This window comes from Massilia sp. CFBP9026, assembly GCF_034045165.1.
GTDB lineage: Bacteria > Pseudomonadota > Gammaproteobacteria > Burkholderiales > Burkholderiaceae_D > Telluria > Telluria arenae.
On sequence record NZ_JAXCWH010000001.1, the window covers coordinates 950656 to 976432 of the forward strand.

The 25777-nt window shown below is 68.1% G+C and carries 24 protein-coding genes; 13 read left to right on the top strand and 11 right to left on the bottom strand.

Going from position 1 to position 25777, the window contains the following annotated elements; genetic code table 11:
- Positions 1-14: 14 nt before the first annotated feature.
- On the bottom strand, positions 15-905 hold the full coding sequence (gene purU / locus SOM28_RS03845; RefSeq protein ID WP_123071106.1) for a formyltetrahydrofolate deformylase: 891 nt from the start codon (positions 903-905) through the stop codon (positions 15-17).
- 158 nt (positions 906-1063) lie between these two features.
- Between purU and SOM28_RS03850 the strand changes: the two genes are divergently transcribed.
- Positions 1064-1627 (top strand): GNAT family N-acetyltransferase, encoded by a 564-nt coding sequence (locus SOM28_RS03850; RefSeq protein WP_320467264.1) that lies wholly within the window; start codon positions 1064-1066, stop codon positions 1625-1627.
- 1 nt (position 1628) lies between these two features.
- On the opposite strand, the gene SOM28_RS03855 is transcribed toward SOM28_RS03850, so the two are convergent.
- A complete protein-coding gene (locus tag SOM28_RS03855; protein ID WP_320467265.1) occupies positions 1629-2084 on the bottom strand; it encodes a hypothetical protein in 456 nt (151 codons plus the stop codon).
- Between the two features lie 182 nt (positions 2085-2266).
- Here SOM28_RS03855 and SOM28_RS03860 point away from each other — a divergent pair, with 182 nt between their 5' ends.
- Positions 2267-2563 (top strand): putative quinol monooxygenase, encoded by a 297-nt coding sequence (locus tag SOM28_RS03860; RefSeq protein WP_320467266.1) that lies wholly within the window; start codon positions 2267-2269, stop codon positions 2561-2563.
- 14 nt (positions 2564-2577) lie between these two features.
- On the opposite strand, the gene SOM28_RS03865 is transcribed toward SOM28_RS03860, so the two are convergent.
- On the bottom strand, positions 2578-2967 hold the full coding sequence (locus SOM28_RS03865; RefSeq protein ID WP_320467267.1) for a group III truncated hemoglobin: 390 nt from the start codon (positions 2965-2967) through the stop codon (positions 2578-2580).
- Positions 2968-2972: 5 nt separating this feature from the next.
- On the bottom strand, positions 2973-4172 hold the full coding sequence (locus tag SOM28_RS03870; protein ID WP_320467268.1) for an NnrS family protein: 1200 nt from the start codon (positions 4170-4172) through the stop codon (positions 2973-2975).
- 224 nt (positions 4173-4396) lie between these two features.
- Between SOM28_RS03870 and SOM28_RS03875 the strand changes: the two genes are divergently transcribed.
- Entirely contained in the window at positions 4397-5017 is a 621-nt protein-coding gene (locus SOM28_RS03875) for a PEP-CTERM sorting domain-containing protein (RefSeq protein ID WP_123070487.1), read from the top strand.
- A 15-nt stretch (positions 5018-5032) separates the two neighbouring features.
- Here SOM28_RS03875 and SOM28_RS03880 read toward each other — a convergent pair whose 3' ends face one another.
- Together SOM28_RS03880 and SOM28_RS03885 are read right to left on the bottom strand one after the other, a co-directional pair.
- Positions 5033-5566, bottom strand: a complete 534-nt coding sequence (locus tag SOM28_RS03880) for an ankyrin repeat domain-containing protein (RefSeq protein WP_320467269.1) — start codon at positions 5564-5566, stop codon at positions 5033-5035.
- 66 nt (positions 5567-5632) lie between these two features.
- The gene (locus tag SOM28_RS03885; protein ID WP_123070485.1) at positions 5633-6841 is read right to left on the bottom strand and encodes an MFS transporter; all 1209 of its coding nucleotides are present in this window, start codon (positions 6839-6841) and stop codon (positions 5633-5635) included.
- Between the two features lie 106 nt (positions 6842-6947).
- Here SOM28_RS03885 and SOM28_RS03890 point away from each other — a divergent pair, with 106 nt between their 5' ends.
- Together SOM28_RS03890 and SOM28_RS03895 are read left to right on the top strand one after the other, a co-directional pair.
- Entirely contained in the window at positions 6948-7862 is a 915-nt protein-coding gene (locus SOM28_RS03890; RefSeq protein ID WP_320467270.1) for a LysR family transcriptional regulator, read from the top strand.
- Positions 7863-7929: 67 nt separating this feature from the next.
- On the top strand, positions 7930-8307 hold the full coding sequence (locus tag SOM28_RS03895; RefSeq protein ID WP_123070483.1) for a Rap1a/Tai family immunity protein: 378 nt from the start codon (positions 7930-7932) through the stop codon (positions 8305-8307).
- A 9-nt stretch (positions 8308-8316) separates the two neighbouring features.
- Here the strand turns inward: SOM28_RS03895 and SOM28_RS03900 are convergent, their stop codons facing one another.
- From SOM28_RS03900 to SOM28_RS03920, 5 genes are all read right to left on the bottom strand, one after another.
- Entirely contained in the window at positions 8317-10473 is a 2157-nt protein-coding gene (locus SOM28_RS03900) for a TonB-dependent receptor domain-containing protein (RefSeq protein WP_320467271.1), read from the bottom strand.
- A gap of 177 nt (positions 10474-10650) precedes the next feature.
- The gene (locus SOM28_RS03905; RefSeq protein ID WP_320467272.1) at positions 10651-13350 is read right to left on the bottom strand and encodes a putative bifunctional diguanylate cyclase/phosphodiesterase; all 2700 of its coding nucleotides are present in this window, start codon (positions 13348-13350) and stop codon (positions 10651-10653) included.
- Between the two features lie 85 nt (positions 13351-13435).
- A complete protein-coding gene (locus tag SOM28_RS03910; RefSeq protein ID WP_123070480.1) occupies positions 13436-13816 on the bottom strand; it encodes a response regulator transcription factor in 381 nt (126 codons plus the stop codon).
- A 75-nt stretch (positions 13817-13891) separates the two neighbouring features.
- Complete coding sequence (locus SOM28_RS03915) at positions 13892-14560, bottom strand: response regulator transcription factor (protein ID WP_320467273.1); 669 nt, start codon at positions 14558-14560, stop codon at positions 13892-13894.
- Complete coding sequence (locus SOM28_RS03920) at positions 14557-16050, bottom strand: ATP-binding protein (protein WP_320467274.1); 1494 nt, start codon at positions 16048-16050, stop codon at positions 14557-14559. Before SOM28_RS03920 ends, SOM28_RS03915 begins: the two co-directional genes overlap by 4 nt.
- 243 nt (positions 16051-16293) lie before the next feature.
- On the opposite strand from SOM28_RS03920, the gene SOM28_RS03925 reads away from it, so the two are divergent.
- The 8 genes from SOM28_RS03925 to SOM28_RS03960 all read left to right on the top strand — a co-directional run bounded on the left by SOM28_RS03925 (position 16294) and on the right by SOM28_RS03960 (position 25708).
- Positions 16294-17913, top strand: coding sequence for a methyl-accepting chemotaxis protein (locus SOM28_RS03925; protein WP_320467275.1), 1620 nt, complete (start codon positions 16294-16296; stop codon positions 17911-17913).
- 265 nt (positions 17914-18178) lie between these two features.
- Entirely contained in the window at positions 18179-18490 is a 312-nt protein-coding gene (locus SOM28_RS03930; RefSeq protein WP_320467276.1) for a c-type cytochrome, read from the top strand.
- A gap of 91 nt (positions 18491-18581) precedes the next feature.
- Entirely contained in the window at positions 18582-19313 is a 732-nt protein-coding gene (locus SOM28_RS03935; protein ID WP_320467277.1) for a hypothetical protein, read from the top strand.
- A 364-nt stretch (positions 19314-19677) separates the two neighbouring features.
- Complete coding sequence (locus SOM28_RS03940) at positions 19678-21264, top strand: flavin monoamine oxidase family protein (RefSeq protein WP_320467278.1); 1587 nt, start codon at positions 19678-19680, stop codon at positions 21262-21264.
- Positions 21261-21671, top strand: coding sequence for a c-type cytochrome (locus SOM28_RS03945; RefSeq protein WP_320467279.1), 411 nt, complete (start codon positions 21261-21263; stop codon positions 21669-21671). Before SOM28_RS03940 ends, SOM28_RS03945 begins: the two co-directional genes overlap by 4 nt.
- Positions 21672-21691: 20 nt before the next feature.
- Positions 21692-22222, top strand: coding sequence for a RidA family protein (locus SOM28_RS03950; protein WP_320467280.1), 531 nt, complete (start codon positions 21692-21694; stop codon positions 22220-22222).
- Positions 22223-22286: 64 nt separating this feature from the next.
- Complete coding sequence (locus SOM28_RS03955; protein WP_320467281.1) at positions 22287-24785, top strand: TonB-dependent receptor plug domain-containing protein; 2499 nt, start codon at positions 22287-22289, stop codon at positions 24783-24785.
- A gap of 221 nt (positions 24786-25006) precedes the next feature.
- Positions 25007-25708: a pirin family protein gene (locus SOM28_RS03960; RefSeq protein WP_320467282.1), complete on the top strand. Its 702-nt coding sequence runs from the start codon at positions 25007-25009 to the stop codon at positions 25706-25708.
- Positions 25709-25777: the final 69 nt, after the last annotated feature.

Consider the following 25777-nt stretch of genomic DNA (forward strand, 5'->3'; position numbering starts at 1 on the left):
AGTTGTAATTTTGCTCAGGGACCGCGGAATACCACCGTTTTATTGCCGTCGACAAAGACGCGGCGCTCGATGTGGAACTTGACCGCCGTCGCCAGCGCCAGGCATTCGTTGTCGCGCCCGACACGGGTCAGCTGGTCGACCCGGTAGTTGTGGTCGACCCGCGTCAGCACCTGCTCGATGATCGGGCCTTCGTCGAGGTCCGGCGTGGCGTAGTGGGCGGTTGCGCCGATCAGCTTGACGCCGCGGTCGAAGGCTTGCTGGTAGGGCTTGGCGCCCTTGAAGCCGGGCAGGAAGGAGTGGTGGATATTGATGCACTTGCCGGCAAGGCGCCGCGCCAGCTCGTCCGACAGGATCTGCATATAGCGCGCCAGGATCACCAGCTCGGAACCGGTCTCCTCGAAAATCTCGAACAGGCGCGCCTCTTGCTGCGTCTTGTTGTCCTTGTCGACCGGCAGGAACACGAAGCGGATGCCTTCGCGCTCGACCATCGGGCGCAGGTCGAGGTGGTTCGACACCACCGCCGTGATCTGCATATTCAGTTCGCCATTGCGGCGGCGGTACAGCAGATCGTCCAGGCAATGGTCGGTCTTCGAGACCATGATCACGGTGCGCACCGGATCGAGCGGGTCGAACATCTTCCACTGCATGTCGAGGTTGCCGGCCACGAGCTCGGCGAACTCGCTGCGGATGCGCTCGATTGGCGGCGAATGTTCTTGCTGGCGAAACACGGCGCGCATGAAGAAGCGCGCGGTCGAATCGTCGTCGAACTGCTCCAGCGCGCAGATATAGCAGTCGCGCTCGGCGAGGAAGGTCGCCACGGCGGCGACGATGCCGGTGCCGGCCGGGCAGCTGGCGTTGAGGATGTATTCGATGCGGCCGGTGGACGCCGGGGCGATGCTGCTCATGAGTGATTCCTGTCGGTTAGGGGCTGGATGCAATGTGCCCGTCCTTCACGCGACACCGGCCAGGTGGGCCGGCGGCAGCTCTGGTATCCGGCGCTGCCCGGTCGGCGGCGCTGGCAAAGGCGATGTTACGATGTTGCGATGTTGTCAGAATATATAGAATGAGGGATGAGGCAGGCGCCGTCAAGCGTGTGCGTCATGCGTGCTACGATGCGCGCTTTTCCCGAACCGCCATGCCGATGACCATTCGTCCGATGCTGCCCGCCGATCTCGATGCCGTGCTGCGCGTGCAGGCGGCCTGCTATCCGCCGCCGATGCAGGAACCGGCCGCGGTGGTGAAGGCGCGACTGGATGCTGCCGCCGCCAGCTGCCTGGCCGTGAGCGACGCCGACGGCGTATGCGGCTACCTGTTCGCCTATCCCTCGCGCCTGGGGCGGGTGACCGAGCTGGGGGCGACGTTCGAGGTCGCGCCGGATGCCGATACCCTGTACCTGCATGACCTGGCGGTCGAGCCGCGCGCGCTCGGGCAGGGCCTTGCGCGCGCGCTGGTGGAAGGTCTGCTAGATCTCGGCCGCGGCCTGGGTTTGTCTCATGCCGCGCTGGTCTCGGTGCAGGACAGCACGCGCTTCTGGAACGGCTTCGGCTTCGCGGCTCGGGCGACCGGCGATGCGGGACTGCTCACGTATCCGGCGGGCGCGGTCTATATGGCGCGCCCGCTAAACTGAATCACTGGACGCGGCGCACCTTGGCCGAGGCGTTGGTGCCGTCCACGCGCATGAAGATGGTGCCCAGCAGATTGCGTTCGATGCTGACCTTGACGTCGTTACGCGGCGCCAGGACCGCGTCGCTGCCGTCGATCACGCGCCACACCTGACCGTTGGCCAGGCGGATCTGCGAACCCGGACCCCAGCCATCGAAGCTGCCGACAATGGTGCTCTGCACCGATTTGGGCTGCGCCTCGCGCTGCTTGACCGCTTCCATGCCGAAGTGTTCCTCGGCGGTGGCGGCCGCCGCCACCGGCGCGCCGGCCGCCGCCGGCCTGGCCGCTCCGACGGGAATCGCGTCATAGCAGGCCACGCGTGCCGCGACGTCGCTCACGGCGCGGCATTTCAGGATGGCAGCGTCATTGGCGAGCGCGGAACCGGAGGCAAGGAGCAATACGGCAAGAGGCAGGGCTTTCATCGGAATCCTAGGTAGTGGTGGTAGCTCGCCCCCGGGCAGGGCGGGGGCGGCTACGATTATAGGGGATGCGGATGCCGGAGTGGAAATCGTGGGCGCCCGGCAGGCGGCCGCGGGACGTCCTATACTGCTGGGCGGCGCCAGGCAATTTTCGGACCGTGGCGCCTCCATTACGAAGGAATATCATGCACCCACAAGTGACCATCATCGCCACCCTGTACGCCAAGGCAGGCCAGGAAGCCGCGCTCGCGGCCCGCATGCAGGAGATGACGAGCGAGACCCGCAAGGAAGCCGGCTGCATCCTGTACGATTTGCAGCGCTCGAACGACGACCCGCGCGAGTTCATCATGGTGGAATACTGGCGCGATGCCGAGGCGGTGGCGCTGCACGACGCCAGCGCGCACATGGCAGCCCTGGTGGCCGACCTGCCGGCGCTGGTCGATCGTCCGGTGGCGGTGCGCAAATATACGCCCGCTGGCTGACGGGCAGTTCCGCTTCAGGCGGCCCGGCCGAACAGCCCGATCTGCAGGCCGCGCGCCATGCCGCGCGCCGCGTCGACCAGGGCCTCGGTGTCGGCGGGCGCGAATAGCGTGCCGGCCGTCACCTCGAACAGGGCCAGCCAGCGCGCGAAGTGCGCCGGCGTGAGTTGGGGCATGGCCTGGTGCTTGCCGAAGACGTTGCCGCGAAATTCGCGCGCCTTCAACATCGCGGTGCTCCAGAATGCCACCATGCGCTCCTTGTGGTGCTCCCACTCGCCGTCCGCGATCACGCCGGCGAACACGGGGCCGAGCAGCGGATCGCGCCTGACCTGGTCATAGAAGACGTCGACCAGCACGGCAAGGGCCGGGCGATCCAGGGGCAGGGGTAAGTCGTCTCGTGCGCTCATCGCCATCATCCTGGTTTGCCGTCGAGGCGTGGACTGGCCAGCCAGGGCCCATAGCGCAGCAGGTAGATGATGAAGGCCAGCGACCACAGTGCGGCCGACAGGGCCAGCGTGTGGCCGCGCGCCGGGCCGTCGAACAGGTTGGCAGCCAGCCGCGCGCCGACCGCCAGCGGCAGCAGCGCAAACATCGCCACCTCGGGGCGCTCCGCCTGCAGGGTGCGGCCGGTATGGCCGCGCGCGGTACGGGTGATCATGGCGCCGATCATGCCGGTCATGGCGCCCGCCGCCAGCAGGTGCAGGGCGGCGCTGCCCGAGACCACGCCGACGCCGGCCAGGCCCAGGGCCAGCAGGCCGGCCACCAGCATCGCATACGACAGGTGGAACGACCACAGGAGCGGCGTACGCAGCGTCGACAGCGGATCCCACAGGATGAAGCGCCCGCCATTGAGCACCGCCGCCACGACGCCCGCCGCCAGCAGCGCCCAGCCGGGCGCCCCGGCCAGCCAGCACAGGGCAAGCACGGCGATCGAGACGATGCAGGTCAGGTCGAGCCGCGGCAGGTTGCGCGCGCGGCTGCCTGGCGCCCCGTTACGGGTGAACATGGGGCCGACGCGGCCGCCGATGACCGCCACCAGCAGCACCAGCAGCAGGATCGCGCCATGCACGGGCGTCAGCGGCGAGACCGCCAGCACGCCGTGCATCGCCAGGTGGAAGACCAGGTTGCACACCCCCAGCAGGGCGATCACGAGGCAGATCGGCAGGTTGCGGCGGTTGTTGGCGCGCAGCAGCAGGCGCAGGATCACGCCCGCCACCGCGAACAGGAAGGCCACGTCGACCACGGCATACAGCAGCGGCGGCGCGCCAAGGGCGGCGCAGCGCCCGGCGATCCACAGCAGCACCAGGGCCTGCAGGCTGCGGCCGCGCGGCGTCGGCAGGCCGGTCCAGCTCTGCACCGCTGTCAACAGGAAGCCGGCGACCACCGCGACCGCGAACCCTAATACCATCTCGTGTACATGCCACAGCAGGTTCACCGGCCCGTGGGGCAGCAGGCCCAGATAGGCCAGCAACCAGGCCGGCACCGCCGTCGCGGCAAAGGCGGCGGCCAGCAGGTAGAAGGGGCGAAAGCCCAGCCGCCACAGCGGCGCGTCGGCCGAGATGGGTGTTGGATAACGGCCGGGAAGCGGATCGGTGGCGGCGTTCGCGCGCATGCGGACCTCCTGCTGAAGATGCATTCAATATACATCAAAAACAGACCCTTGGAGATGTCCTTAAGCACTAGTTCCAATAAGAGAGCTGTCGGAAAATTTAACACTCTGGGCCAGCGTCTTTACAGCCTCTCGAAAATATTTCGTAAAATCAAGGAGTTGTCGCTGTGAACGTGATGGGCCCGCTTTTTGCTCATCCAGGGTGAATACCCACAAGGAGTAAGCCGATGGTACGTATCACCCCATTACTGTTCGCGGCCGCACTGCTGGCCCAGCCGGCGCAGGCCGCCGTCACCTATTCATGGCACGAGGCCAGCACTTCGGCGACCTCGCCGCCGGGCCTGAACATCGAACTCGTCTTTTCGGACGAAGCGGTCGCGCAGGGCAGCCTGGAGCTCGACTTCGTCAATATGTGTGACCTGGGCGAGCCGTGCCTCGACAAACAGGACAGCCTGCTGTCGCTGCGCTACTGGTATGAGGATCCGTGGGCGGAAGATGGCCGCGCGAATTCCATCGACTATGGCCACCTCAAGCTGCCCGAGCACTATTTCGATCAGATCCGGCTGAACGTGACCTTCCTGCCCGGCGGCCTGCTGAACGGATACATCTACGCCAACGACGGCAATTCGCACTTCGAAATCGAGAGCCTCGGCAGCCTGTTCACGGTCCTGGACGCGCATAGCGACGAGCCGTTCGGCTGCGGCTACCAGTACGACCCCTGCTCGGGCTCGACCGGCTACCTGTCCAACGCGCCGATCGTGGGCGAGGTGCCGGAACCGTCGAGCGTGCTGCTGGCCGGCCTGGGCCTGGCGGCCATCGGGTTCGCACGCCGGCGCCGGGCGCGCTGATTCCGGAGCTTCGATTCAGGCCTGCGGCGCCAGCAAGGCCGCGGTGTCGGCCGCGCCCATGCGCTGCGCCAGATCGTGGGCGCTGACGCCGTCGGCATCGCGCCGTGACGGGTCGGCGCCGCGTTCGATCAGCAGGCGGGCGATCTCGACCCGGTTGAACATGGCGGCGAACATCAGCGCGGTCTTGCCCGCCGGTCCCGCATGGTCGGCGATGGCGCCGTGGTCCAGCAGCAGCTTTGTCACCGTCAAGTCACCCTTGAAGGCGGCGCCGTGCAGCGGCGTCTGGGATGCATCGTTCATCAATTGCGGATCGGCGCCGTGCTCCAGCAGCACGCGCGCGGCATCGTGATGGCCGTGGTAGCAGGCCAGCATCAGGAGGCTGTCGCCGCGCTCGTTGCGCAGATTGGGCGGCAAGCCCTGGGCCAGCAGCGCGCCGAGCGGTTCGGCATCGCCGGCGCGGGCGTGCTGGAAGACCTTGCGCACCCATTCGAGGGTGGCTTCGTCGAGTTCCGCCGGCGCGGCCGGCGGGGTGGTTTCATTGGCTTGCATGCTGGCCCCGGGAGTCATTGTGATGCCTGATTAAAGCATATCCGGGGCGGCCACGCAGGCTGCGCTTCAGGCTTGCTGGCGGTTGGCCGTGTGCTCGGCCGCTTCCCACAACCAGGCCGGCAGCGCCAGGGCAGGCAGCAGCATGCCGGTCACCAACGCCGCATGCCAGCCATATTCGGCGTAGATCCAGCCGCCGAGGGCCGAGCCGAGCGCGCCGCCGGCGAAGAACAGGGCGAAGTACAAGCCATTCAGGCGGCTGCGGATCTCGGCGCCGAGGGCGAACAGCGCGCGCTGGCCCAGCACCAGGTTGGCGGCGACGGCGGCGTCGAGCGCGATGGCGGCCAGGGCCAGCAGGCCGAGCGCCAGCGGCTTCGAATCCGGCGCAAACAGCGGCAGCGTGAAGCTCAGCGCGCCGACCGCCAGCGCGATCGCGGTGGCGCCCAGCGTGTGTCCGTTGTCAGCCAGGCGGCCGGCGATCGGCGAGGCCACCGCACCGGCCATGCCCACCAGGGCGAACAGCGCGATGCCGTTCTGGCTCAGGCCGAAGTCCGGGCCGGCCAGGGCTTGCGGCACCACCGTCCAGAACAGGCTGAAGGCGCCGAACAGGCCGGCGTGGTACAGCGCACGGCGGCGCAGCACGACCGTATTGGCCAGCACCGGCCACAGCGACGCGATCAGGGCGCCGTAGCGCTGGGTGGCGGCCGGTCGGCGCTGCGGCAGCTTGAAGTGCAGCACCACGGCCAGCAGCAGCACCAGCGCCGCGGCGATCCCGAACACGGCTTGCCAGCCACCGAAGCCGGCCAGTACGCTGGCCACCGGCCGCGCCACCATGATCCCGAGCAGCAGGCCGCTGACTACCTTGCCCACGGTCTGGCCGCGCGTCGCTTCCGGCGCCAGGTGGGCCGCGAACGGCACCAGCACCTGGGCCACCACGGCGCCCAGGCCGATGGCCAGGGCGGCCAGCAGGAACTGCCAGGCCGCGCCGGCATTCGCGGCCAGCGCCAGGGCGGCGCCGGTGGCGACCAGGCCGCTCACGATCAGGCGCCGGTTCTCGACCAGGTCGCCCAGGGGGACGATGAACAGCAGGCCGAGACAGTAGCCGATCTGGGTGAGGGTGACCACCAGGCCGGCGGCGCCCGGGGGCATGCCGAGGGCGGCGCCGATCGGGCCGACCAGCGGCTGGGCGTAATACAGGTTGGCGACGATGATGCCGGCGGCGGCGGCCAGCAGCATCGTCATGCCGCTCGATATATGTGTCTGGGTGCTTGTTGTCATGGCGTGCTCCTCGATGGGCTATTTGAACAGTTCCATTCTAGGCAGGCATGAGGCAAGGATAATTAGGGCATAATGCCCACATACAATTCATTTAATGTGAACAATCATGGACAAGGTCAAGGCGATGCAGACCTTCGTGCGGATCGTCGAGGCCAATAGCTTCACGAAGGCCGCCGAATCGCTCAACCTGCCGCGCGCCTCGCTAACGGCGACCATGCAGAACCTCGAGCGCCACCTGGGCGCCCAGCTCTTGCAGCGCACCACGCGCCGCCTGTCGCTCACGCGGGACGGTGAGCGCTACTATGAACAATGCGCCGCCATCCTGGCCGCGATCGAGACGGCGGAAGCCGATTTCCTGGGCGTCGACGGGCGCCGCATGCAGGGACGGCTGCGCATCGACCTGCCGGGCGCCCTGGGCCGCGCCATCGTGCTGCCCCGTATCGCCGAATTCCGCCGCGCCTGGCCCGGCATTGAGCTCTCCATCGGCATCGGCGACCGCCTGGTCGACCTGACCGGCGAGGGCATCGATTGCGCGCTGCGGGTGGGCGAGCTGCCGGATTCCAGCCTGGTGGCGCGCCGCATCGGCCTGATGCAATTCACGATCGCGGCCGCGCCCGACTACCTGGCCCGGCGCGGCGTGCCGTCCTCGCTCGACGAGCTGGCAGGCCACGACGGCATTGTCCACTTCTCGGGCCGCACCGGGCGCGCCTTCGACTGGGAATTGCAGGGGGCGGACGGGGTGCGCAAGGTCGCCGTGAAAGGCAGTGTCTCGGTCAACGACGCCGACGCCAACCTGATTCTCGCGCTGCAGGGCCTGGGATTGACCCAGCTGGCGCGCTACCAGCTGCGTGGCCAGGCGGGCCGGCTGGTGGAGGTGTTGCCGGGGGTGTGCCCAACGCCGATGCCGGTGTCGCTGCTGTATCCGCAAGGCGGCATCGCCAATCCGCGCCTGCGCGCCTTTGCCGACTGGCTGGCGGGGGTGTTCGACGCCGACCCGGACCTGCGGCTGGCGCACGATTGAGGGTCCGCAAGCGGCGGCAGGGGACGCCACCGCACCATGGGGCGCTGACTGCTCCACAGGAGACACCATGAAAGCCGGCGCCTGGATAGCGCTCGTGGCCTGCATGCCAGCCGGCGCGCTGGCCGCGATTCCCTATGTGTATCCGTTCAATGCGATGACCGGCCAGGAAGTGGTCGAGCATCGGCTCAAGGAGCCGAAGACCCAGCTCGACTACATCAACCGCGAAAAGGTGGACGCCTACCTGAACGGCATCAAGGATGCCGGCCATGGCCGCGAATGGTGTCTGGCGAGGCCAGTGCTGCCGCAAGAACTGAACCTGGCCGTCGTGCGCCGCCTGAAGGCGACGCGCAAGCCGGCCGAACTCAAAGAAAACGCGGCGCCGCTGGTGCTGGCCGAGCTGCGCCGGCGCTTCCCCTGCCCGAAGCCGGGCAAGAAGAAGCGTTGACCGGATTGGTCAGAAGTCGACGTTCATCGACACCCACAAGCGACGGCCATCCATATTGTTGACGTACACGCTGCTATAGGTCGGCGCCGCCGTCGGCGACGACTGGTAAGGACGGTAATCGACGAAGTCCTTGTTGAGCAGGTTGTAGACGGCGGCATTGATCGAGATGGTTGGGCTGAGCTGGTAGGCGGTGCCCAGGTGCAGCATGCCGTAGGCCTTGTAGTCGCCCAGCGTCGCCTTGGCGGCGCGGGTGGCGGCCGAGGTACCTGGGTCGCGATAGCGCTCGCTGCGGTATTCAGCGCGCAGCCACGTGTTCCACTGCGGCGAGATGTCCCAGGTCAGGCGCGCATTGAGCGAGTGCTCGGGCGTGTCGGACAGCGGCTTGCCGGCGCTGGCGCCGCTTTTCTGTTCGCTCTCGGTATAGGTGTAGTTCGCGCTCGCGGCCCAGCCGGCGGCGATCGGGAAGCGCGTCGCCAGTTCCAGGCCGCGGGTCACCGCCTCGTCGACGTTGATCGACTGGCCGAAGGCATCGACGTTCGGCCAGTTGCCGAAGCTGACGCAACCAGGGCGGTTCGGCGCCAGGCGGTAGGAGCAGTTCAAGAGGCCGGTGCCGCTGGTGATCTTGTCCTCGAACTCATTGTTGAACACGGTCGCGTTGGCGGTCCAGCCGGCGCCGTTGTCGAAGTAGGCGCCCAGCTCAGTCGTCACGCTGGTTTCGGGTTTCAGGTTCGGGCTGCCGACCAGAGGGATCGTGCCCTGGCCGCCGAAGCCGTTGATGCCGGGCGAGAGCTGCTCGACGCGCGGGGTTTTATAGCCCTTGCTGATGCCGCCCTTGAAGGTCCAGCGCGGCGACGTCGTCCACACCAGGTAGGCGCGCGGGCTGGTCTGGCCGCCGAAGATGCTGTGGTCGTCGTAGCGCGCGCCGAGGGTCAGGGCCAGGCGCTCGTGGAAGCGCCATTCGTCTTCCAGGAACAGCGCTTTCTGGGTGAAGGCGAAGACTTCGGGCGCGACGCCGTCGACCATCTCGGCATCCCAGTGCTGGGCGCCGATGGTGGTCAGGTGGTTGCCCCATGGGACCAGCAGCTTGGTATCGAACACCTTGCTTTCCACTTCCAGCACGCGCGCGCTGCCTGCCACCATGCCCGGCGTGCCGGGCGGGATGGTGCGCCCGATGGTCTCGGTCTTGTTGACCATATAGCTGCTGTCCCAGGTGCCGAACGGCAGGCGCGCCTTGTAGGCCAGGGTGGCCTGGTCGCGGTTGTATTTCTGTTCCGGACCGTAGCCGCCTTGCACGCTCTGGGTGCCGACCTGGCCGCGCGAATTGTCGTAGGTCTGGCGGGTGCGGTCCGCGTCCAGGGTGAACTCGTGGTAGCGGTTGGGCGTGAAGGCCAGGCGCGCGCCGACGTTGTCGACCTTGGCCTTGACCGGATTGGAACCCATGTTCAGGTTCACTTCGCCGTTCTGGTTGTCATAGCTGATGGTGGCTTCATTGCGGCGCAGGACGCTGCCGCGCAGCGCCAGGCCCAGCACGTCGGTGGCGAGCGGACCGTTCAGGTAGAACTTGGCGCCCTTGACGTCGCCAAAGCGCGATTCCTCTTGCAGGGTGTAGTCGGCCGACACCGTGCCGCCCCATTGCTTGCCGACCTTGCGCGTGATGATGTTGATCACGCCGCCCATCGCGTCCGAACCGTACAGGGTCGACATCGGGCCGCGGATGACCTCGATGCGCTCGATGGCGCTGACCGGCGGCATGAAGCTGGTCGAGGTGCCGCCGAAGCCGTTCGGCGTCACGTTGCCGGCCGCGTTCTGACGCCGGCCGTCGATCAGGATCAGGGTGTAGTCGCTCGGCATGCCGCGCACGCTGATATTCATGCCGCCGGTCTTGTCGCCGGCGGCGGCAACGTCGATGCCTTCCACGCTTTCCAGCGCCTGGGCCAGGTTGCCGAAGCGTTCCTTCTCGAGCTGTTCGCGGGTCAGCACGGTGATCGAGGCCGGCGCTTCGCGGATGGTCTGCTCGAAGCCCGAGGCCGAGATGACGACGGTCGCCATGTCGGCCGGTGCGGCAGTGCCGCCGACGTTGGCGTGGGCGGCGAAGGGCAGGGCGCCGACGGCGAGGCTGAGCAGGGTGCGGCGCAGCAGCGGCGCGTGGAAAGTAGGTGTGGGCATCTCGGTTCCGTTGTTGTTTTAAGGACTGTAATTACAGCTGTAAATTTATGTAAAGAGGTCTAACCGGCAACATTCTAAACACAAATACGAATCATTCCTATTCCTATTTGTGACCAGGTAGCAAGAATGAGACGAAACGCCCCGGCCAAACGGCCGGGAACAAGGCGAGGACGGGGATCAGGCCGCGCGGACGGCGGCCCCGAGGTGGTAGCGATGCATCAGTTCGGCGGCCCGCATGGGCGCCGCGAACAGGAAGCCCTGGAAGCGCTCGCAACCGAGGTCGCGCAGGTGGCGCCATTGTTCGGCGCTTTCGACGCCTTCCGCCACCAAGTCAAGCCCCAGGCTGTCGGCCAGGTGCACGATGGCTTGCACGATGCCGGCGGCGCTGGGATTGGCCAGCATGTCGCGCACGAAGGACTGGTCGATCTTGAGCTGGTCGAGCGGCAGGCGGCGCAGGTAGTTGAGCGAGGAATATCCGGTGCCGAAGTCGTCCAGCGCGAAGCCGATGCCGCAGGCGCGCAGGGCGCCGATCCGCCCGGCCATGTCCTCGGCGTCGTGCAACAGCATGCTTTCGGTGAGCTCGAACTTGAGCAGGCGCGGATCGGCGCCGCTACGCTCGAGGATGGCGCGCACCCGGTCGACGAAGCCGCTGCCGTGGAACTGGCCGGCGCTGACGTTGACCGCGACCGACAGGCGGGCCGCCGCGGGGTGAGCGGCCCAGGCCGCGAGCTGGGCGCAGGCTTCTTCGAGCACCCAGTCGCCGATGGCGACGATCAGGCCCGCCTTTTCGGCCTGGCCGATGAAGGCGGCCGGCGAGACCAGGCCATGCTGCGGATGGTGCCAGCGGATCAGGGCCTCGACCCCGACCAGGCTGCCGTCGGCGTCGACCACCGGCTGGTAGTGGAGCGCGAACTGGCGCGCCGCCAGCGCCTGGCGCAGGTCGGCTTCCAGCCGGGTGGCGGCATCGACCGCCGCCTGCATGCCGGGATCGAAGAAGCGGAAGGTGGCGCGGCCGGCCGCCTTGGCCTCGTACATCGCCATATCGGCCTGGCGCAGCAGGTCGCCGATCGTATGGTGGACGTCGCCGAACAGCACCACGCCGATGCTCGGCGTGCTGCGCAGCTCGTGGCCGTCGAGCTGGTAGGGCATGCTCAGGGTGTCGAGGACCTTTTGCGCCACGATCTCGGCGGTGGCCGAGGCGGTGACTGCCGATTTGCCGAGGTCTTCGAGCAGCACCACGAATTCGTCGCCGCCCAGGCGCGCCACGGTATCGGCTTCGCGCGTGACCAGCTGCAGGCGGAACGCCACCATCTCGAGCAGGCGGTCGCCCATGTCGTGGCCCAGGGTGTCGTTCAGGGTCTTGAAGTTGTCCAGGTCGACGAACAGCACGGCGCCGAATTCGCCGGCGCGTTCGGCCTTGGCCAGCGCGTGGCTCAGGCGGTCCATCAGCAGGCGCCGGTTGGGCAGCTTGGTCAGGCCGTCGTAGAAGGCCAGGTGGGCGATCTCGGCCTCGGCCTGGCGGCGCGCGCTGATGTCGGAGCGGGTGCCGACCATGCGCAGTGCGGCGCCGTCGGCGGCCCGCGCCACGACCTTGCCGCGCGACTGGATCCAGATCCAGTGGCCGGCGCGGTGGCGCATGCGGAATTCGGCCTCGAAGCTCGGAGTCAGCCCGGCCTGGTGGCGTTCGAGCTCGCCCAGGAAGGCGTCGGCGTCTTCCGGGTGTACCAGCGCGGACCAGTCGATGCGACCCTGCTCCTGTTCCGGCATCGTGTAGCCAAGCATGGCGCAGCCGCGCGCGTCGACCTGCAGGCGGCCGCCCGCCAGGTCCCAGTCCCACAGCGCCAGGCTGGCGCCGTTCAGGGCCAGCTCGACGCGCTCGGCGGCATCGATCCGGTCCAGTTCCGCGGCCCGTTCGAGCGCGCGCAGGGAGCGGCGCCGGGCTTGCGCCATCAGCAAGCCGGCGCAGCAGGTCAGCCAGAACGCGGCCCAGCCGATGCCGCAGGTCAGGGCCAGGCGGCGCCAGGCCCGCGTCACTTCGGAGGCGTCGCGTCCGAGCGCGATTACCAGCTCGCGGTCGATCTGCAGGCCGTCCAGCGTCATGCTGCGCTGGACCACCAGTTGCTCGACGCCGTCGTCGCGCCGGTCGCGCGTGACCGACACCGGCTCGCCGCCGGCCCGGTGGCGGCCGACCATGCGGTCCGGCAGGCCGCGCCGCATCATGGCCGGGTCAGGCGGCACGTAGAGCAGGCGCCGGCCGCCGGCATCGGCGATCGCGATATACATATCGGGCGCATACAGGGCCGAGCGCATCACGGCGTCGAAGTAGTCGGGATTCAGGATCGCGCTGACCGCGCCGCGGCCGCAGCCGTTGTCCAGGCCGCGCGACATCGACACCTTGATATTGAATTCACCGGGCGCATTCTCGAACGGATCGGACACCGTCATGGTGCGCGCATTGCACAGGTGGTGCAGGCCGTCCAGGTAGCGCCGGTCGTCCAGGCGGTGGTCGCCGATGTCGTCGTCGGACAGCGCGATGCGGCCGTCGGGCCCGATCGACAGCAGGGCGCGCACCCCGGGCATCGAGCGCCGCAGCGACTGCAGCAGCGTGTGGCGGCAGGCGGCGTCGCAGGCGCTGCCGGGCTGCAGGGCCTGGCGCGCGCTCTCGAGCGCCGAACGCACGCCGGCCAGCTGGCGATGCAGCGCCTGGTCGATCACCAGCGCCTGGGCGCGCATGCGCGCGGCGTCGCCGTCGATCGCGCTGGCGCGCTCGGCAAGAATCATGTACACCAGGATCGCCCCGCTCGACAGGAGTCCGGCGGCGAACAGGATCCATTCGGTCAGGCGGCGCGGCAGGCGCAGTTGGGATTGCTCGGGCATGTTCGGTTCCTCCATGCCGGCCATCGTATGCAGCTATTGCCTTGCCTGCCATCACACCTGAGTATGGTCGGGGATGAGTCGCGCCTCAATAGATCGGGGTGTCGGGCGACAGCGCCGCTTCGATACAGCGGATCATGATGTCGCCGTCGAAGGGCTTGCCCAGGAAGCAGCAGGCGCCGGCGGCAAAGGCGCGCTTGCGCAGCGCCTCCTCGGGGAAGGCGGTGATGAAGATCATGGGCACGGTGTGCCCTTCGCGGCGCAGGCGATCCTGCAGGTCGACCCCGTTCATGCCGGGCATCTGGACGTCGGTGACGACGACCGCGCTGGCCTTGACGCCGCCGGCCTCGATGAACTGCTCGGCCGAGCCGAACAGCGCGGCGGCGAAGCCGAGCGAGCGCACCAGGCTGCCGAGCGCCTGGCGCACCGAGTCGTCGTCGTCGATGATGGAAATGGTTAACTGTGACACTGGGCGCTCCGGTTCAGGAGGCGAAAGGCGTCCTGTTCTCGCAAGCAGGATAACGGCATTCCCGGCCGCGCGACATCATACCCGGGTATAGGATCCGGGTCGCGCTTGCGCTACGTCCAGGCCCAGCGCCTCGGCCATGCGCACCAGGTCGGCGAAGGTCTTGGCCTGCATCTTGCGCATCGCGTTCGCGCGGTGGATCTTGACCGTGATTTCGCTGGTGCCCACCTGGCCGGCGATCTGCTTGTTCATCAGGCCACTCGCGGCCAGTCCCATGATCTCGCGTTCGCGCGGCGTGAGGCCGGCATAGCGCGCCGCCAGTTCGTCGGCCGCGCGTGCGCTGGCACGCCGCTCGCCGTCGCGCGCCAGCGCCGTCGCCACCGCGTCGAGCAGGTCCTGCTCGCGGAACGGCTTGGCCAGGAAGTCGACCGCGCCGGCCTTCATCGCGCGCACCGTCATCGGGATGTCGCCGTGGCCGGTCATGAACACGATCGGCAGGTCGATCCGGCGCCGCCCCAGCTCGGCCTGGAAATCGAGTCCGCTGGCGCCCTGCAGGCGCACGTCGAGCAGCAGGCAGCAGGGTCCGTCGGGCAGCGCGCTGGCCAGGAATTCGGCGCCCGAGGCGCAGGCCACGGCCTGGAAGCCGCAGGAGCCGAGCAGGCTCGCGAGCGCGGCGCGCAGCGGGGCGTCGTCGTCGACGATGAAGACCGTCGGCGCGCTTTTTTCCGCATTCAGGTCTGCACTCATGCCGGCGCCCCCGTCACGGCGTTCATCGTATCCTCCACCTTCGCTGCGGCGCACGGCAGCGTGAACGCCAGGGTCGCCCCCGGTCCGGCCTGCGCCACGGCGCGAATGCTGCCGCCGTGCGCCTCGACGATCGAGCGGCAGATCGCCAGGCCCATGCCCATGCCGTCGGCCTTGGTGGTATAGAAGGCCTCGAACAGGCGGCCGGCCTGGAGTTCGCTCAGGCCCGGACCGCTGTCGGCCACCTCGATCTCGACCTGGCCGCCGTCCAGCCGCGTGGACAACACGATGCGTTGCTGGCGCCGCAGCCACTCCGGCGCCGCGCCGTCGATCGCCTGCATCGCGTTCATCAGGAGGTTGATCACCACCTGCTGCAGCTGGACCGCGTCCCCTTCGACCGGCGGCAGGCCCGGCGCCAGGTTCAGCAGGAGCACGATGCGGTGGTTGCTCAGTTCGCGCTGGACCAGGGCCGCGGTATCGCGCAGCAGGGTATTGACGTCGAGCGGCAGGCGCTGGGCCTCGCCCTTGCGCGCCAGCGCGCGGATACGCTTGATCACTTCGCTGGCGCGGCAGGTGTCGGCCAGGATCCGGTCGAGCGCCAGGCGCGCTTCCAGCAGGTCGGGCTCGGGACGGTTCAGCCAGCGCAGGCAGGCGTTGCCGTTGGTGGACACCGCCGCCAGCGGCTGGTTGACTTCGTGCGCGATCGAGGCCGCCAGCTCGCCCAGGGTGGTGACGCGGGTCGCGTGCGCCAGCTGGGCCTGGGTACGGTGCAGGGTCTCGGCCGCCTCGTGGGCGGCGCTGACGTCCATCAGCGCGCCCAGGTATTCGAACTTGCCGTCGCGGTCCGCCGCCAGGCGCGCGATCATGTGCACGTGCTTGACCGCGCCGTCCGGCATGCGCAGGCGGTGGCGCAGCTCGATCGTCGCCTCGCCGCGGTCGGACTGGGCGATGACGTCCTCCAGCAGCGGCAAGTCGTCGGGATGGGTGCGTTCGCGCACCAGCGCCTGCGTGGGCGTGACGTCGAGTCCGACGCCGTAGATGCGCGCGGCTTCTTCCGACCAGTGCATCGCGCCGCCCGGGGCCTGGAAGCGGAAGCTGCTGGTGCGGCTGATGCGCTGGGTGCTGGCGAGGAAGGCCTCGGACAGGCGCAGCGACTCCGAACGCTGGCGCAGTGCATCGGTGGCCGCCATGCCGGCCAGGGCCAGCACCGTGGTGATCGCGATCGCGGCGACGCTGACCAGGCAGCGCGCCATCGGGCTGGACACCACCTCGTGGTGGGTGAGGGCGAAGGCGCCCACCGTCAGCGTCGCGCAGGCGACGCCGGTAAGCAGTACGCCGCGGCGCGACCAGACGCTGGTGGCGCACAGCACTACCACCACGTACAGCACCGCGATGGCGATGTCGAGCGCCGTGAAGGCGTCGACCGCGAAGATCGCGAGCGTGAGCAGCACCACCCCGGCGGCGCGCAGGTTCGAATCCGGTGACTGGAACATGTCCTCTTTCTTTTGTTATAGGCGGCGCTTGCCGCATCCCTTGTCCTGGTCTTTCGACCAACTGGAGTATATGGCAAGTAACCGTCTGGCGGGAGTGGGCCGGCATTAAACCTAGGTATAGCTAGCCGATACCAACATCGCATGGTGGGGCCGGGCTTGCCTGCATATCATCAGTCTCATGAGCGGTCCCACGCACCGTTCCGGGCCCCGACGCGGCCCGCAACCTGAGAAGGATAATGAATAATGAAATGGTTCCAGGACTTGAAAATCGCCACCAAGATCATGCTGGCCGTCGCCGCGATGGCGGCGCTGATGGTATTGCTGGCCGCCTTCGGCGTGGCCCAGATGGGCAAGCTGCACGCGGCGGTGGGCGAGATGCAGCACAAATGGCAGCCCAGCGTGAGCGGGATCCTGCAGATCAAGGGTTCCCTTCTGCGCTACCGCACCTACGAGGTGCAGCACGTGCTGTCCGACGGCGACGCCGACCATGTCTATTACGAGTCCGAAATGGCGCGCCAGATGGCCACCCTGCGTTCGCAGCTCGACACCTACCGCGGCCTGGCGCTCCCCGGCGCCGAAGGCGACACGCTGGTGCAGTTCGAGGCGTCGCTGAAGACCTACCAGGACGCCGCGGGCCAGGTGACGGCGCTGTCGCGGGCCGGCGACAAGGCCGCGGCGCGTACGCTGCTGCGGGGCGAATCGCGGCGCCATAATTTCCGCAGTACCGACCTGGTGAACCGGCTGGTCGACCTCGACGAGGCGGGCAGCGCGGCCGCCGCGGCGCAGGCCGAGACGGTCTATCGCCAGGCCCACGCGCGGATCGTCGCTCTGCTGGTGGGCGCGGTGATCGTCGGCGGCCTGCTGGCGTACTGGATCGCGCGCCAGATCGCGGCGCCGCTGCAGGAAGCGGTGGCGATCGCCGGACGCGTGGCCCAGGGCCGGCTCGACGGCGAGATCGTCGCCCGCGGCAACGACGAAACGGGCCAGCTGCTGGTGGCGCTGGCCCGCATGCATGCGCGGCTGGAGGATATGGTGCGCCAGATCCGCGCCGGCGCGGTGCACGTCGAGCGGGTGGCGGGCGACATCGTGGCGGGCAGCCGCGAGCTGGCCCAGCGCGCCAGCACCCAGGCGGCGACGCTGGAGGAAACCGCGGCCACGATGGAAGAGATGAGCGCCACGGTCGCCAACAACGCGGCCAATGCGCTGCGCGCCAGCGAGCTGGCCGCCAGCGGCGCGCGCGCCGCGGTCGACGGTGCCGGCGCAATGGCGGAAGTGGGCGCCACCATGGATAGCATCAGCGAATCGGCCCAGCGCATGTCGGGCATCGTGGCCGTGATCGACGAGATCGCGTTCCAGACCAATCTGCTGTCGCTGAACGCGGCGGTCGAGGCGGCGCGCGCCGGCGAGAGCGGGCGTGGTTTCGCCGTGGTGGCCGGTGAGGTGCGCCACCTGGCCAACCGCAGCGCCGCTTCGGCGCGCGAGATCCGCCAATTGATCGAGGAAGCGCTGGCGCGGGTGCAGGCCGGGGCCCGGGTGGCGGGCGACGCCGGCGCGGCGGTCAAGGAGGTCGCGACCGGCGCCGGCCAGGTGGCGGCCATCATGGCCGAGATCAGCGCCGCCTCGCGCGAGCAGAGCACCGGCGTCGAGCAACTGAGCCGCTCGCTGGTGTCGATCGACGAGGCCACGCGCCACGACGCCGACCTGGCCGGCCATTCGCTTGCCGCGACCGCGGAACTGGAACGGCAGGCGGTCGGCTTGGGTCGCCTGGTCGCGGCCTTCCGCCTGGCTCCAGCCACAAGCGCCCCGGCGCTGGAGGGGGATCGTCGCGGTGCGCGCAGGCTGGCTGCGCCACAACCGGCATGACGGCGCCACACTCACCGTGGCGGGAGGCCGCCATGCGTCCGAGTGAATACCTGCGGATCGCACTGATGGCCGCCGCGGTCATGCTGGTCGCGTGCGGATCGACCGCGATCATCGTCCATACGCCCTGGCCGCAACTGGCGATCCTCACTTGATGGGGTCGCAATCGCGCGGCATTGTCGGCTATCATGCCGGGTGCGTGAGGGACGAGGCGGTCGGTCCCTCTGCACAGCGCCCCATTGTCACTACAGTCCTTACAGGAGCACCTATGAAGAACACCATGATCCTGGCCGCGACCATCGCCGCCGCCGCCGCGATGCCCGCAGCCCACGCCAGCGCCGACCTGGCCAAGGCCAAGGCCTGCATGGCCTGCCACACCGTCGCCTCCAAGCTGGTCGGCCCGTCCTACAAGGATGTCGCGACCAAGTACGCGAAGGACGCCGGAGCGGAGGCGCGCCTGGCATTGAAGATCCAGAAGGGCAGCAGCGGCACCTGGGGCCCGATTCCGATGCCGGCCAATCCGCAGGTCAGCGATGCCGAGGCGCAGACGCTGGCCAAGTGGATCCTGGCACAGAAATGATTCATCGGCGGCGCCGCCCGGCGCCGCCGCTTCCGCGCCACTGGCGCGGTCCTTGCATACGGGCGAGGCACCTGAACGACAGGACCCGCCCATGTTCCTCCCGAACGACGTCATCGAGTATCTTGATGCTCCCGGCCGTCCGCTCCGCATCCTGTGGATCGACCCGGCCGGCGCCCAGGTCTATTTTTATGCGCTTGGCATTCCGGGAGCCGTGCCCCGGACGGCGTCCTTGCGCGTCTTGTACGCGGCGGTACGGGAGCGGCGCGCGCGCCTGCTGCGGCCCGATCCCTGGCGCGCCGTCAGCCCCGCGGGCGCCCCGTCCGATAGCCAGCGCCGCCGTCAACTGAAGGCCTGGAACGTGGTGCGCACGCTGCACCAGGACCTCCCGGCGCTGTACCTGCCGCGCGAGCGCGCCGCCATGGTGGCGGCATGCAGCGCCGCGCATGGCATCGCTCCCGCCAACATCATGCGTTACCTGCGCCGCTACTGGGAACGGGGCCAGACCACCGACGCGCTGCTGCCGGATTACGCCAACTCAGGCGCGCGCGGCAAGACGCGCATGACGAGTGCTGGCGTCAAGCGTGGTCGGCCGCGCAAGGACGCGGCGCCGGGCGCCAACATCGACGATGCGCTGCGTGCGCTGTTCCGCGACGCGGTGGCGCGCTACGCGGCGACGCACCGCCGTTTCTCGCCGGCCGCGGCCTACCGCCAGATGCTGGCCGAGCACTTCGTCGATGCCGCGCCCGGAGCCATCCCGAGCTACGGCCAGTTCAGCTACTGGATCGTGCGCGACGGCTTGCTGCCGCCCGCAGCGGTGCGTTGATTATTTCCCCAGCCCAATAAGGTGCGTCGTGACGCCACGGCGGTGCACGGCCGCGTCGGCGGACCTTGGCGGGTCGCATGCCGCCCACCGCCCGGGCCGCTGCGCTGCTGCTATCGGTGGATCTGAATAATGTTTGCGCCGCCATCATTCAAATTTCGCCAGACTTTTCTGTACATACGAGTGTGAACTGACGGCGCCGAATTCCGTATGCATAGATTGACTTACAGCCTTCTTACATTCGGATCATTGATAAATAATCTTTATTTTGTCCGGATTTTATAGCGCGAAATCCTCGCCTTGATGGCATGGCGATTGCTCTGAGGCCACCTGTTTGAGTCCTTTGTATTGACATGTGGAGGTGTGGATGAGCGCTGTGAAATCGCCGCTGACCCGGCGTGCTTTCCTGTACCGCGCGGCCGCCGTCGGCGGCTCGGCGCTGTTGTTGAAGTCGATGAATGCGTGGGGCATGGGCATCGCCTCGAAGGTGACGGCGCCGCCGCCGCTCACGGGCAGCGGCAAGGGCAAGAAGGTCGCCATCCTCGGCGCCGGGCTGGCTGGCCTCTGCGCGGCCTACGAGCTCCGCAAGCTGGGCTACCGGGTGCAGGTGCTCGAGGCGCGCCCCTACGCCGGCGGGCGCTGCCAGACGGCGCGCCGGGGTTTCAGGCTGCGCGAGCTCGGTGGCGAGGAACAGCTGTGCCGCTTCGACCGCGGCCACTACATCAACCACGGACCGTGGCGCATCCCGCTCGACCACCAGTCGACCCTGCATTACGCCCGCGAATTCGCGGTGCCGCTCGAGGTGATGGTGAACGAGAACGACCACGCCTGGGTCTATCTTGAGGAAGGCGGACCATTGTCGAAGCGGCGCCTGCGCGGGGCGCAGATCAAGGCCGACATGCGCGGCCACGTCGCCGAACTGCTGGCCAAGTCGGTCCAGTCGCGCCAGCTCGACGTGCGATTGAGCAGCGAGGACCAGATGCTGCTGCTCGACTACCTGGCGCGCGAAGGCGCCCTCGGCGCGGGCGACCTGGCCTACAAGGGCCGCAGCGGGCGTGGCTTCGCCACCAATCCGGGCGCCGGCCTGGTGCCGGGCGCCGGCACGCCGTCCGACCCGCTGGCCTTCGGCGACCTGCTCGCGGCCAGGGTGGGCAAGGTGTACAGCGCGGTGCAAGAATTTCCGATGCACGCGACCATGTTCCAGCCGGTGGGCGGCATGGACCGCATCCCGCAGGCCTTCGCCGCCCGCCTGGGCGACACGATCCGCTACGGGGCCGAGGTGCGGCGTATCCGCCAGGACGCCGCCGGCGTCACCATCGACCTGCACGACACCGCCAGCGGCCAGGCCTCGAGCGTGAAGGCCGATTATTGCCTGTGCACCTTGCCGCTATCGGTGCTGCGCATGATCGACACCGATTTCTCGCCCGGCTTCAAGGCGGCGCTCAAGGCCGTGCCCTATGCCCCGGTCGGCAAGATCGGCCTGCAGATGGGGCGCCGCTTCTGGGAAGAGGACGACCATATCTACGGCGGCCACGTCCTCACCGATCTCAAGGGCATCAACACGATCTCGCTGCCGTCGAGCGGCTGGCAGCAGCGCAAGGGTGTGGTGCTCGGCTACTACAACTACGCGCTCGACGCCATCGAAGTCAGTGCGCTGTCGCCGGCGCAGCGGGCCGAATTCGCGCTGGCCGCCGGCGAAAAAATCTTCCCCGCCTATCGCAGCGCCTACGAGAACGCGTTCTCGGTGGCCTGGCACCGCGTGCAGTACAGCCTGGGTGGCTGGGCCGAATGGAACGAGGCGGCGCGCCGCGACGCCTATCCGCTGCTGCTCGAGGGCGAGGGCAGGGTGCAGCTCGCCGGCGAACACCTGAGTTATCTCACCGGCTGGCAGGCCGGGGCCATCGAATCGGCCTGGCAGCAGATCGAACGGCTGCACCGGAGGGCGAGCGCATGAAGCCCATTTTCACGCGTTTGGCGCTGGCTGCCTGGCTGTGCGCGGGTGCGGCCTTGGCCCAGACGGCGCCAGTAGCCGCCGACGGCAAGACCCTGTTCGCGAAGAATTGCGCGGCCTGCCACCAGGCCGACGGACGCGGCATCCCCGGCGCCTTCCCGGCGCTGGCCGGCAGCGCGCTGGCGATTGGCGCCCCGGCCGAGGCGACCGAGGTGCTGCTCAAGGGCCGCGGCGGCATGCCCGACTTCAGCGGCAGCCTCGATGACGCCGACATCGCAGCCGTACTGAGCTATGTCCGCGCCAGCTGGGGCAACCGCGCCGCGCCGGTCGGGGACGCCGAGGTCGGCGCGCTGCGCACTGCCCTGCAACTGCCGCCGGCCAGCCGTAACCGTTTCGGCAACAAGCATTGAACCGTTTTCTTCCAACCACCATGAAAGGCCTGCTGATGAAGATTGTCGACCGCCGTCCCGCCATACGACTCGCCGCCTCGCTGCTCCTGCTGCCCCTGCTGTTGCCGGTCGCGGCCAGCGCCCAGGACATCGTGCGCCACAAGATCCCGAACTCCGATTTCCCGATCGCCCAGGCAGTGAGCGTGCCGCCCAACGCCACCATTCACTTCATCAGCGGCCAGGTGCCGCCGGTCGTGCACAAGGAGCGCGATCCGAACTCGATCGCGGCCTTCGGCGACACCCGCACCCAGACGGTCGGCGTCCTGCAGCGCATCCGCGACATCCTGCAGGGAATGGGCCTGGGCATGGGCGACGTGGTCAAGATGCAGGTGTTCCTGGTGGGCGACCCGGAGCACGGCGGCCGCGCCGACGTCACCGGCTTCATGGCCGGCTATACCCAGTTCTTCGGCGGCGCCCAGCCCAATCTGCCGGCGCGCGCGGTGATGCAGGTGGCGGCCCTGAGCAATCCGGGCTGGCTGGTGGAGATCGAGGTGGTCGCCGCGAAGAAGTAGGCAAGCAAAACGCAAGAAGCAAGCAGGGCTGTTCTCGTCCAACAATTCCAACTAGGGGAAACACATGGTCAAAGGCTTTCTTCATACCGGCATCGCCGGCCTGCTCACCTGCGGCATCTGCGCCCACGCCGCCGCCGAACCCGGCCCGGACGCCGGGCGCGACGAGGACAATGCGCCCGCCAGCGCCGCGGCGCCGGCGCCTGATGCCGCCGCGCAGGGCGTCGCCAACAGCGGCGTGGTGATCGTCACCGGCACCCGGGCCGCGGGCCTCACGGTCGAGAACAGCGCCTCGCCGATCCAGGTGCTGGACGCGGCCTCGCTGGGCCGCACGGGCCAGCCCGACCTGATCCAGGCGCTGTCGCAGAACCTGCCTTCGCTGAATGCCCAGGCCTTCGGCAGCGATATGGCGAACATGACGCTGTCGGCGCGGCTGCGCGGCCTGAGTCCGAACAATACGCTGGTGCTGGTCAACGGCAAGCGGCGTCACGGCACCGCCAACCTGGCGGTGCTGGGCGGCCCTTACCAGGGCGGCGCGGCGGCCGACCTGAACTACATTCCGGTGGCGGCGATCGACCGCATCGAGGTGCTGCAGGACGGTGCCGCGGCGCAATACGGCACCGACGCCATCGCCGGCGTGATCAACATCATCCTCAAGTCGAACAGCCGCGGCGGCACCGCCAACGTCAACGGCGGCGGCTATATGGACGGCGGCGGCCATACCGGCGATGGCATGGCCAATATCGGCCTGACCCCGTTCGCCGACGCCTTCCTGAGCCTGACCGCCGAGACCAAATACCACGGCTTCTCGGAGCGCGGCGGCATCGATCCGCGCGTGGTGGACCCGGCCACCATGGCCGAGATGCCTTCCCTGGTCAACGCACCCGGCTACCCCTACCTGAACAAGATCCAGGGCGACGCCCAGTACCGCCAGCACATCGCCGCCGCCAATTTCGGGGTCGACTTCAACAGCGATACCTCGCTGTACAGCTTCGCGACCTATGGCAAGAAGGAAGCGCGCGCCTGGGAGAACTACCGCATGCCGAACCGGCTGCCGCAGATCTATCCCTTCGGCTTCAGCCCGCAAGAGACCTTCGACGAGGAAGACTATGCCTTCACCCTCGGCATCAAGGGCCGGCTGTTCGGCACCTGGAACTGGGACCTGTCGAGCACCTACGGCAAGGACGTGGCCAAGCTCGGGGTGGCCAACTCGGCCAATATCTCGCTGTACACCGACACCGGCGCCACGCCGCTCGAGTTCGATGCCGGCGAGTTCCGCGCCAGCCAGTGGGCCAATAACTTCGACCTGAGCCGCGAATTCGACGTCGGCTGGGCCTCGCCGCTGACCTTGGCCCTGGGCCTCGAGCACCGCCGCGACACCTACGAGATCGTCGCCGGCGATGCGGCCTCACGCTACAAGGAGGGCTCGCAGTCGTACCCGGGCTTCTCGCTCACCGATGCCGGCAGCCATGACCGCAACAACAAGGCCGCCTACGTCAACCTGGCGGTCCAGCCGCTGCCCGGCTGGACGGTGGACATCGCCGGCCGCTACGAGCGCTTCAGCGACTTCGGCAACGCCAAGGTCGGCAAGCTGACCAGCCGCTACGACTTCTCGCCGGCGGTGGCGCTGCGCGCGACCTACAGCAACGGCTTCCGCGCGCCGACCCTGGCCGAGTCGTATTACTCGGCCACCAACGTCTCGCCGCGCAGCGCCTTCGTGCAGCTGGCGCCGAATTCACCGGGCGCGCGGCTGGTGGGCATCGATGGCCTCAAGCCCGAAGCCTCGACCAATATCAGCGCCGGCCTGGTGCTCAACCCGAGACCCGGCCTGGCGATCACGCTCGACGCCTACCAGATCACGATCCGCGACCGCATCGTCGGCAGCGGCGCGCTGTACGGCTCCGGCGGCGCGGTCAATGCGCCGGCGGTGACGGCGGCCATCCTCGCCAACGGCAATGTGCTCGACCCGACCGTGGTCCAGACCGGGATCAACATCTTCTCCAACGCGGTCAATACGCGCAGCCGGGGCATGGAGGCGGTGGCCACCATGACCAGCAACTACGGCAGCTACGGGCGGGTCGACTGGTCGGCGGCGGCCAACTACAACCATGTGGAGGTCATCAAGATCAACCAGGCGCCGCCCCAGCTGCAACCGCAGACCCTGCTCGACGAGACCGCGATCTCGCACCTGGAGACCGCCTCGCCGCGCATGCGGGTGAACCTGGGCGCGCTGTGGAAGGTGGGCGCCTGGACCGTCAACCTGCGCGAGAACTACTTCGGCAAATCGTCGGAGCAGTTCTCGTCGGACGGCTCGATCTACTACGAGAACACGATCAAGCACAAGCTGCTGACCGATCTCGAGGTGAGCTACCAGTTCAGCAAGGCGTGGACCCTGTCGCTGGGCGCCAACAACCTGTTCAACGAGTACCCGGACATGGTCAACCCTTTAGTGCTGGCGGAGCAGCGCGCCAACCTGGACAATGGCGCGGTGACGATCTACCCGGCCTTCTCTCCCTTCGGCATCAACGGCGGCTATTACTATGCCCGCGCCAGTCTGAAGTTCTGATGAGGGAGAGACCCTGCGGGTGGCAGCGTCGCGGCCGCCCGCAGGGCTTCGAGGGTATGTTCGAAAATCTCGATGATAGGACGCTAAATTACCCGTTTTTCAAGTCCTCGTGGCGCGAGCATAATGACTCCATCGCATCGAACGCAAGACAGATCGACCGGCGGATTCCCCGCCCTGGCGATCGAGCGCTTCGATGATCACCACCACGAAAGGATGACACCATGTTGAACGTACGTAAAAGCAATGAACGCGGCGGCGCAAGCTTTGGCTGGCTGGACTCGAAGCACACCTTTTCCTTCGGCCACTACCACGATCCGAAGCACATGGGCTTCGGTCCGCTGCGCGTCATCAACGAGGACAAGGTGCAACCAGGCCGCGGTTTCGATTCGCACGGCCACCGCGACATGGAGATCATCTCCTATGTGCTCGACGGCGCGCTGGAGCACAAGGACAGCATGGGCAACGGTTCGGTGCTGCGCTACGGCGACGTGCAGATCATGAGCGCGGGTTCCGGTGTGGTGCACAGCGAGTACAACCACTCGAAAACCGAGGGCGTGCACTTCCTGCAAATCTGGATCATGCCGAACGTGGGCGGCGCCGAGCCACGCTACGAGGAAAAGCACTTCGACGCGGCCGACAAGACCGGCAAGCTGCGCCTGATCGGGTCGCCCGACGGCCGCGAAGGTTCGGTCTCGATCCGCCAGGATGCCGCCCTGTATGCGACCATCCTCGATGGCGAGGACGAGGTCAAACTTACTCTGGGCGCCGGCCGCCAGGCATATGTCCACGTGGTGCGTGGCCAGGTGACGGTCAATGGCATCGCCCTGGAAGGCGGCGACGCGCTGAAGGTCACGGGTGAAGAAGCCGTGACCCTGGCCCAGGCCGCCGGCGCCGAAGTGTTATTGTTCGACCTGCCACAGTAAGCAAGCATCAGGAGCCATGTAGAACGCCGTCCCGCCAGCGGGGCGGCGCCACGATCACCACGATAACAG

Coding starts and splice junctions, on each gene's coding strand:
- SOM28_RS03960 (WP_320467282.1), top strand. CDS start 25,007: ATGTTGAACGTACGTAAAAGCAATGAACGCGGCGGCGCAAGCTTTGGC.
- SOM28_RS03850 (WP_320467264.1), top strand. CDS start 1,064: ATGAGGGATGAGGCAGGCGCCGTCAAGCGTGTGCGTCATGCGTGCTAC.
- SOM28_RS03945 (WP_320467279.1), top strand. CDS start 21,261: ATGAAGCCCATTTTCACGCGTTTGGCGCTGGCTGCCTGGCTGTGCGCG.
- SOM28_RS03930 (WP_320467276.1), top strand. CDS start 18,179: ATGAAGAACACCATGATCCTGGCCGCGACCATCGCCGCCGCCGCCGCG.
- SOM28_RS03955 (WP_320467281.1), top strand. CDS start 22,287: ATGGTCAAAGGCTTTCTTCATACCGGCATCGCCGGCCTGCTCACCTGC.
- SOM28_RS03875 (WP_123070487.1), top strand. CDS start 4,397: ATGGTACGTATCACCCCATTACTGTTCGCGGCCGCACTGCTGGCCCAG.
- SOM28_RS03890 (WP_320467270.1), top strand. CDS start 6,948: ATGGACAAGGTCAAGGCGATGCAGACCTTCGTGCGGATCGTCGAGGCC.
- SOM28_RS03855 (WP_320467265.1), bottom strand. CDS start 2,084: ATGAAAGCCCTGCCTCTTGCCGTATTGCTCCTTGCCTCCGGTTCCGCG.
- SOM28_RS03920 (WP_320467274.1), bottom strand. CDS start 16,050: ATGTTCCAGTCACCGGATTCGAACCTGCGCGCCGCCGGGGTGGTGCTG.
- SOM28_RS03940 (WP_320467278.1), top strand. CDS start 19,678: ATGAGCGCTGTGAAATCGCCGCTGACCCGGCGTGCTTTCCTGTACCGC.
- SOM28_RS03860 (WP_320467266.1), top strand. CDS start 2,267: ATGCACCCACAAGTGACCATCATCGCCACCCTGTACGCCAAGGCAGGC.
- purU (WP_123071106.1), bottom strand. CDS start 905: ATGAGCAGCATCGCCCCGGCGTCCACCGGCCGCATCGAATACATCCTC.
- SOM28_RS03950 (WP_320467280.1), top strand. CDS start 21,692: ATGAAAGGCCTGCTGATGAAGATTGTCGACCGCCGTCCCGCCATACGA.
- SOM28_RS03915 (WP_320467273.1), bottom strand. CDS start 14,560: ATGAGTGCAGACCTGAATGCGGAAAAAAGCGCGCCGACGGTCTTCATC.
- SOM28_RS03885 (WP_123070485.1), bottom strand. CDS start 6,841: ATGACAACAAGCACCCAGACACATATATCGAGCGGCATGACGATGCTG.
- SOM28_RS03905 (WP_320467272.1), bottom strand. CDS start 13,350: ATGCCCGAGCAATCCCAACTGCGCCTGCCGCGCCGCCTGACCGAATGG.
- SOM28_RS03935 (WP_320467277.1), top strand. CDS start 18,582: ATGTTCCTCCCGAACGACGTCATCGAGTATCTTGATGCTCCCGGCCGT.
- SOM28_RS03895 (WP_123070483.1), top strand. CDS start 7,930: ATGAAAGCCGGCGCCTGGATAGCGCTCGTGGCCTGCATGCCAGCCGGC.
- SOM28_RS03900 (WP_320467271.1), bottom strand. CDS start 10,473: ATGCCCACACCTACTTTCCACGCGCCGCTGCTGCGCCGCACCCTGCTC.
- SOM28_RS03865 (WP_320467267.1), bottom strand. CDS start 2,967: ATGAGCGCACGAGACGACTTACCCCTGCCCCTGGATCGCCCGGCCCTT.
- SOM28_RS03925 (WP_320467275.1), top strand. CDS start 16,294: ATGAAATGGTTCCAGGACTTGAAAATCGCCACCAAGATCATGCTGGCC.
- SOM28_RS03870 (WP_320467268.1), bottom strand. CDS start 4,172: ATGCGCGCGAACGCCGCCACCGATCCGCTTCCCGGCCGTTATCCAACA.
- SOM28_RS03880 (WP_320467269.1), bottom strand. CDS start 5,566: ATGCAAGCCAATGAAACCACCCCGCCGGCCGCGCCGGCGGAACTCGAC.